This is a genomic window from Limnohabitans sp. Rim8, assembly GCF_945869175.1.
Taxonomy (GTDB): domain Bacteria; phylum Pseudomonadota; class Gammaproteobacteria; order Burkholderiales; family Burkholderiaceae_C; genus Limnohabitans_A.
The window spans coordinates 19,998-27,835 of sequence record NZ_CAMBNZ010000029.1; the positions used below are offsets into that span (position 1 = coordinate 19,998).

Annotated in this window: 4 protein-coding genes; 2 read left to right on the forward strand and 2 right to left on the reverse strand. The window is 52.4% G+C overall.

From position 1 onward, the window contains the following. Positions 1-136 precede the first annotated feature (136 nt). Positions 137-2,731 (reverse strand): Ig-like domain-containing protein, encoded by a 2,595-nt coding sequence (locus Q0O19_RS06480; protein ID WP_295521125.1) that lies wholly within the window; start codon positions 2,729-2,731, stop codon positions 137-139. A 400-nt stretch (positions 2,732-3,131) separates the two neighbouring features. Here Q0O19_RS06480 and Q0O19_RS06485 point away from each other — a divergent pair, with 400 nt between their 5' ends. Next, a complete protein-coding gene (locus Q0O19_RS06485; RefSeq protein ID WP_295521127.1) occupies positions 3,132-4,886 on the forward strand; it encodes a cache domain-containing protein in 1,755 nt (584 codons plus the stop codon). 74 nt (positions 4,887-4,960) lie between these two features. Then, complete coding sequence (locus Q0O19_RS06490; RefSeq protein ID WP_295521129.1) at positions 4,961-6,337, forward strand: mechanosensitive ion channel family protein; 1,377 nt, start codon at positions 4,961-4,963, stop codon at positions 6,335-6,337. Between the two features lie 90 nt (positions 6,338-6,427). Here Q0O19_RS06490 and Q0O19_RS06495 read toward each other — a convergent pair. Then, positions 6,428-7,838, reverse strand: a 1,411-nt coding sequence (locus Q0O19_RS06495; protein ID WP_295521131.1) for an Ig-like domain-containing protein, incomplete at its 5' end; no start/stop codon positions are given.

Consider the following 7,838-nt stretch of genomic DNA (forward strand, 5'->3'; position numbering starts at 1 on the left):
TCGATACTAACTGAAATTGATATTTTCAAAATCACCACTTCAGTGAAAACAGCCCTCACCGATTTTCTTGTGATCGTCAATGGATAAAAGTGAATCGGCTCAAGGTGTGAGCCTGTTGTGATCCGTCGCATTGGCATCAATGGACAAAATCACCATCGAAACCTGCCACCCCCAGAAGGATCAGGTCGATATTTGCCAGCCCCGCGAGGGCCACAGCATCCGCATAAAGAATGTTTTCAACTCCGGGATAAGCTTGCGCGATCTCGGCCCTGAATTCTGGGGTGAATTCACCGTCGCGGGTCACGGTGGTGATCAAGGGATCGATCTCTGAGAAGCCAAATACAACTCCAGCGTATTCCACCGTGTGCGATTGGACGCGGTCATCCAAGGTGTTTGTGATTTCTTTCAAATTCTTGAGCAGCACCGCGCCACTGGCCAAGACACCCTGATCCACCACCACTGAAAGGGTGTTGGTCGTGGTCACTTTGACGGGCACTGTATTGACCGCCATGGTCACTGTGTTGTTGGCATCGGTGCCGTCGGCGTTGGCGTTGCCGGCAGTGTCTGTGAACACGCCACTGGCCACACGCACGACGCCGGTTGCCGTGCTCTTGGCGTTGGGTGTGAACAAGGCCGTGTAGGTGCTGCCTGTTCCACTGAAGGCAGAGAGCGTTCCACCGGTCACCGTGGCGTCTGTGACGGTGAAGTTCGCTGAAGATTCACTGAGCGTGAAAGTCAGCGTGGCTGTCTCGCCTGTCGTGAGGCTCGATTGGCTGGCGCTCAGTGCGATGGTGGGTGCGGTGGTGTCTGGTGCCGCGGCAGTCGTGAAGTTGTAGTGGGAGCTGCCGGCATAGCTGTTTCCAGCCAGGTCTTTGATGCTGCCCACACCAAAGTCCACCCAGTAGCTTGTGCTGAAAATCAAATCGTCCGAGGGGTTGATGGTCAGTGTGCTGCCCGAGATGCTGAGGTTGTTGCTCGTGGCCGCGTTGTAGGTCGCCACGGTCAGTCCAGCACCCGTTTTGAGCGCGATGTTGCCCGTACCGCGTTGAATGGCTTCGTTGAAGGTCACAACGATGTTTGAGCCGGTGGGTGTTCCCGTCGCCTCATCGAGGGGACTCAAGAGGACGACAGTGGGGGCGACTGTTTCTTGAAAGACAGAAGCAGCGTATTGGCCGTCAGAAAAACTCAGTGACTCGATGCCAATCAGCGTATCCGTGCCTTCTGTGTTCGATTGGATGGTGAATGATTCGCTGGTAAAGGACCATGAAATGGCATAGCTGGATCTGTCCCCACTGAAGACAGCCACATCGACACCGGCTCCGCCGTCCATCCTGTCATCGCCAGAACCACCGATCAGCGTGTCGTTACCGGCCCAGCCTTCGAGCAGGTCGTTGCCTGCTCCTGAGCTGATGCTGTTGTGGGCTTCATTGCCATAAAGCGTGTCAGCGTGATTTGACCCGGTGAGGTTCTCGATCACCGTTCCGAAGTTGATGGTGATCTGACCTGATGAAGATATCAGGTCGGCTTTCTTGGCCCCCACAAAGCCCCAATAACCCGGAGTCAAGTAAATGGTGCACCCTGCATCAGCGTCAGCCGCGCTGAGTGTATCGAGACCTGCTCCGTCCCAGATGAAATTAGCGCTGGAGGAATTCACCGCGTAAGCGTCATCACCCGTTCTGGAGGTGGTGCTGGGGCCGTAGAGATATTGGAGTGCAGCAATATCAAAGGGACTGAATTTCAAGAAATACGCGCTGCTGGAGTCTTCGTAACTCATGACCGTCCAAGACGTCGTGTCTTCAGCCGCAGAAAGATAAGGGGGGTTCGATGCTCCAGCTGAAGGATCGTTGAAAGGATGTTTCAGGCCGATGGCATGACCAAGCTCGTGGATCAATGTCCAGGCCCCAATGGTTCCATCTTGGATGGTGGCGTTCTCGGGCCTCGCTGTATCTAAATACAAGTCACTGCCATAAGTGCTGGTATTGGGCAAATACGCATAGCCGTATGAGCCTGTCTGATCGTTATTGGCAAATGTGATGGTGTTGAGCGCAGACGAATCTGTGGATTGAACAAAACCAATGCCAATGACGGTGCTGATATACCGAAGCGCAATTTCAGCACGGGCTTGCTGCGCAGCGGTAAAGGCCGTCCAATTGGCCTTGTCATTATCATAGCTTGCTTGATGAGCGGGTATGGTCGAGGGGTAACTGTAGTAGTAAAGCTTGGTATTTTGAAGCAAATTGGCGTAGCGTAGACCCGCACCTGCATCAGGTAAGAGCGCTTCAATCCAGTAAGGTAGCGCTAAAGCGCCATCACGGTAAAAAACGTTCTCTATGGTGCTCGGGAGTTTGACGAAATTGGCGTAGACATAGACTGTGTCGGTGCCTCCAGAGTCTTGGATGTATTGGGTTGTTGAACGTACGTGGTAAGTATCGTTTCCATCACCACCGTACAAGTTATCGATACCGCTTCCGCCATCCAGCGAATCGTTTCCAACGCCACCATAAATGCTGTCGTTGCCCTCTCCACCATTCAGGGAGTCATCGCCATCAGCGCCGTACAACTCGTCGACGCCCTCTCCCCCGACGAGCGTATCGTCGTCTATCCCACCATATAAAAAATCATGGCCGGAAGCACCATCCAGGAAGTCGTGGCCTTCAAAGCCATAAATTGAATCATTGCCGCTACCACCCGTTAAAGTGTCTGATGCACCCGTACCGTAAAAATTAGGCATGAAATTTTTCGAAATAAATTATAAAAATTAATTGAGTAATAAAAAAATCAACGGATAAAGGGAAACTCCATTAGTTTGCCTTGGGTCGCCTCTGATTTTCGACAAGCGCCTCGTTGGGACTCGCGCAAGAGACCATCTTCCCAAAGTGTGGGGCTTTCTAAAATCCCGGTTTTTTTCAGTTAAAAACTGTCAAATATGGTGTAATCTTAATCCGTTGAATTAATTTAATGTTTTTGATAATTTTATTGTCCTCTTGACATGTTAAAGAGGCATGACTTCCTTTTTGAACTCGATGGGCAAGGTGAGGATCTCGGACAAGCCTTGGGCTACAACAGGACAAGCCTCATGAACCATTGAACTTTTTCAAAATAACCACCCGTCCAAAATTTGATCGACCTTTATGAAATTGAAGCCTAATCCCTGGGTTGTTACTGGACTGGTGCTTGCCGCTTTGTTGGTGGCCAGTTTTATCGGTGTTTCGGCCTATAAAACCCGAACGGATCACATCATTGAACTGGCCGAAGCCAAATTCAAAAAGTTCGAAGTGGTGTTTGAGGAACTGGTGAAGAGCCGTTACAAGGCGATGGGACTGGGTGCCGATGTGCTGTTGCTGGACCGTGAACTGATCCATGCCTTTGAAGAGCGTGACCGCAAAAAAACGGCAAAGGAATTGGACGACTTTTATGAGTCGGTTCGCAAACGCCACGACCTCACCCAAATCAACCTTTATATCCCACCAGCGACGCTTTTCTACCGTGCACACCATCCTGAATTGGCGCAAATGGACATGTCCAAAGTTCGGCATTCGGTGGTGGAGGTGTCCAAGAATCAGCAGCGTTTGATGGTGGTTGAAACCGGTCAAGGTGGCGTGGTGGGCATTCGCGCTTTGGTGCCAGTTTTTAAAGAGGAAGTTTTTCAAGGCGCTATCGAATTCGTGACCAGCTTCCATTACCCCCTGGAGGAGGCGGCTGATCGCACAGAAATGGGGTGGGCTTTTGGCATCACCGAGGCCGTGTGGAAAAATGTAGAGCGCCCAAACGACGACAAGACAGACATCAAAAAAGGGAGCGATGTCTATTTTGATTACAGTGATTCTGCCATCCAGAAAATCATCAAGGCAGCGGATTTTGATCCACGCGCAAGCGATTTCATCATCACCGAAGCGGGGGACAAAACGGTTTTTATTCACAGCCTCAAGGTGCCCAGTTTCAACGGCGAGCCCGTGGTGACCGTAGCGGTGGTGGGTGATGTCACAGCCAAATTTGCCTCCGCGATGATCGAAGCTTGCATCCGATTCGCTCTTGCATTTGTGGTGTTGTCATTGCTGTTGGTGTTGGGCTACGTGAAGTTGGACGCGATCCGTGCCGGCATGATGGGTTCTTTTGGTGTCCAGCGCCAGATGATGGAGACCCAAATCGCCTTGGGCGAGCTGGCCATTCAAAAGGTGAAGGACTTCGAGACGGTCAAGCGGCGCTTTTTTGCGCAACTGATGTCTTCCATCAGCGAGCCATTGCTGGCGATCACCGGGCAACTGAAAACGGCAACACGCGTCTTGGGGGATGGCGATGTGGAGGCCCCTCGTCAAAATCTTGTTTTTGCCCTCAAAGAGTCAGAAAACCTGATGCGTCTTGTGGCCGATTACGAGCAGATCGAGGTCTTTCGTCAAGGTTTGGCCAAATCCAATAGTCCTCTCATGTCGGTGGCCGCATCCATGGAGCGAATGCAAGCGGATGTGTCGCTGTACCAGCGATTTCCGCAATTCCATGTCAGAACCCAAACCCAGCCTGATCTCCCAGCCACCCGAGGTGAGCCCGCCTTGGTGGAGAAAGCCTTGTCCAACTTGGTGGCTTACGCTGCGCATTTGTCGGGCCAGGGCGAGGTGATGCTCACGCTCAGCCAAGACAGCGACAAGTGGTTGTTGATCAGCCTGAGTGGAAGCGCTTTTGCCGGCGCCAACGCGCCGACCGAAAAATTGCTGGATGAGACGCGCCAATTTCTGGAAAAAATGGCTGCCGGGCTGTCCTATGAGGGCGGCAACAAGATTCTGATCGGCCTTGTTTTGGCTCGTCTTATTTTTGAGAATTTTGGTGGAAGTCTGGGGGTCTCTGGGAGCGATTCCCCTGGATTCATCGTCCGTTTACCAGCCGCCATTTAACAAGAAACGTTCAGGTACAGGCTATGAAAACGAGTTACCGATGGTTGGTCATGACGATGGTCGTGCTCATTTTGTTGAGCAACCTGACCGAAGGATTTATAGAGCCCATCGCTTATGTTCTTCAGTTGGACAGTCGATCGGTTTGGGAGTGGATCGCAGGCGCTGCGGCGCTCGTGGTCACACTTTTTGTGGCCAGATTTATCAATCAGGAGTTCATTCACGGCTATGTGGAGCGAACCATAGAGGCCAAGGTGCCGCAGCTCATCGGGACCATCACTTCGGGTGTGGTCATATTCATTGGATGTTGTCTGATTTTGTCGTTCGTATTTGGACGCAATATTTCGACATTGCTGGCCGCGCTGGCGGGCTCGGTTGCTTTGTTGGGTTTTGCGTTGAAAGATTTTGCTGTGGCATTGTTTGCCGGCATTATCTTGAACCTGGAAAAAAGCTTTCAGGTCGGGGATGTGGTTCGAATAGGCGACAAACAGGGTTTTGTGGATCAAATCACCTGGCGCAATACCATTTTGCACACGGCCGACCGGGTGATCACCATACCGAACGTCAGCATCATGAAGCAGGCCATTCAGAACCTGTCTACGGCGGCCAACGTCACTCGACGGTCGGTTGAACTGACGATTGACTACGATCTTTCGGTGGAAAGTGTTGAACGCATTTTGTATGCGGGCGTTCTGGGTGCCACGGGTATCAAGCAAGAAAAGCCACCGAACATCTTTGCTCGCAAGATGACACAAGATGGCATTCTTTATGAAGTTCAGTACTTCATTTCCAACAAGACCAACGGTTTGAAGGCAGACCATGCCATCATCAAAAATATTCTGGATTCAATGCGGCGCTCGGACATCTCGGTGGCCTTGCCCCGGCATGGTGTCGTTGAAGGGCTCAATCGCAGCAAAATTTCCAACCGATCTTCAGATTTATTGCATTTGATCCAGCAGGTTCGTTTGTTTCGCAATTTTTCGGACGAGCTGTGTTTGCAGATCATGGGTTTGTTGTTGACGCACAGATATCCAGCCGGCGCGCAAATACTGCATTTGGGTGAAATCCGAAATTCCCTGTTCATCGTGGCGGAAGGCAGCGTCAAGCGACAGGGAATGGACCAAGACAATCAGACCCAAGATGAGTTTTTTGTGTCCACTGAATTTTTTGGACGCCAATCACTGGTGGCTTGTTTGCCCCACAGTGCCGATGTTTTTGCCGAAACGCCTTGCTTGATTTATGAACTGCACCAGTCCGCCTTGCAAAAACTGATTCGCAACAATCCCGGGATTGTCGATGCCCTTGCCCATAATCTGGCCCAAATCCGATGGATGGAGTCCTCGCAGAACACCCCGGAAGGCATGGCAAACACGGATTCGTTGGAGCACTTCATCAGCGCTTATCGTGGGCAGATCGAAGCGAATTACGAGGTGGTGCCGGCTGAATCCCCTTGACTGAGCAATGCATGAACGAGTCTGGGCTCGTGGCGTCAATTTTGGAGTTTCAATACCCGTATCGTTAGTCGCCATTTCCTTCGAGAAGTCTCAGGCGATAAACGCGAAGTCGGTTGCGTTGAGGTTGGTTGTGTTGATTCCAACCAGGGTGGCGATTTTCACCGAGTTGGAGGTGCTGAATGCCCCCTCGTTGGTGGTGAACCAAATCGCAACTCCATCAGTTCCTGTTGCAGCACCCACACACACAATCGCGCTGTTAACGGCGCCATTGGTGCCATTGAGGTCTACAGAAGCTGCCCTTGGTGCTGCGGTGACAATGTAGAGGTTGCCATCGCTGTTGGCCGTTGGTCCTCCCGTGATCGCTTTTGCAGTTCCCCGCGTTGCAGCACCTGCTGCAATACCGAAATCTGCTGCAGAAAACTGCAATATATCGATAAAGGTTGTCCCCGTGCCCAAATCGATGCCAGTGATCGTATCCAGTCCAAGTGTGGTGATCCTCGGAAGAGTTCCAGCAGTTCCAGTGCCCCCTGCAAATACGACAACATCAGAGGCTGAAGTCGTTTCGGTCAATTCGATGGCATCGTTGCCTTGACCGCCAATCAAGATGTCGGCTCCCTCACCTCCACTGAGCGCATCGTTGCCCGCAAGCCCGTTGATATTGTCGTTACCCGTTGTACCAGAGATGGTGTCATTTCCTGCTGTGGCGCTTGCCATGGCCGTGGTGAAGTTGTAGCTGGTGGTGCCAGCGAAGCTGTTGCCAGTGATGTCTTTGATGCTGCCTGCAGCGAACTCCACCTTGTAGCCGGTGCTGTAGCCCAGATTGGCTGTGGGGTCGATGGTCAGCGTGTTGCCAGTGATGCTCAGGTTGGAGCTGGTGGCTGCGTCGTAGCTTGCCACCGTAACGCCAGCGGCGGTCTTGATCACGATGTTGCCAGAGCCGCGCTGAACAAGTTCATTGAAGGTGACAACGATGTTGGCCCCGATGGCCACAGAGGTGGCCTCGTCTGCGGGGCTGAAGGCGGTGACGGTGGGGGCTGTGGTGTCAGGGGCAGCGGTGGTGAAGTCGTAAGTTTTGATGCCAGCGTAATTGTTACCAGCGCTGTCCTTGATGGCGCCAGCGACAAAGGTGACAAAGTACCTTGTGCTGGTGCCCAGATCGGTGCTCGGATCGATGATCAAGGTGGAGCCTGACAGTGTTAACCGTGCGCTGGTGGCTGCGTCAAATGATTCGACCAAGGTACCAGTAGCGGAGCCACGGAGTATTTGGATACTTCCAGTACCGCGAACGATGGCCTCGGAGAAGGTCAGCACAATGTTGGACCCCACAGCGACACCAGTGGCGTTATCTGCGGGGCTGAAAGTGGTGACGGTGGGGGCTGTGGTGTCGGGGGCAGCACGCGTGGTGAAGTTGTAGTCGGTCACACCCGCGTAGTTGTTGCCAGCGATGTCTTTGATGCTGCCTGCAGCGAACTCCACCTTGTAGCCGGTGCTGTAGCCCAGA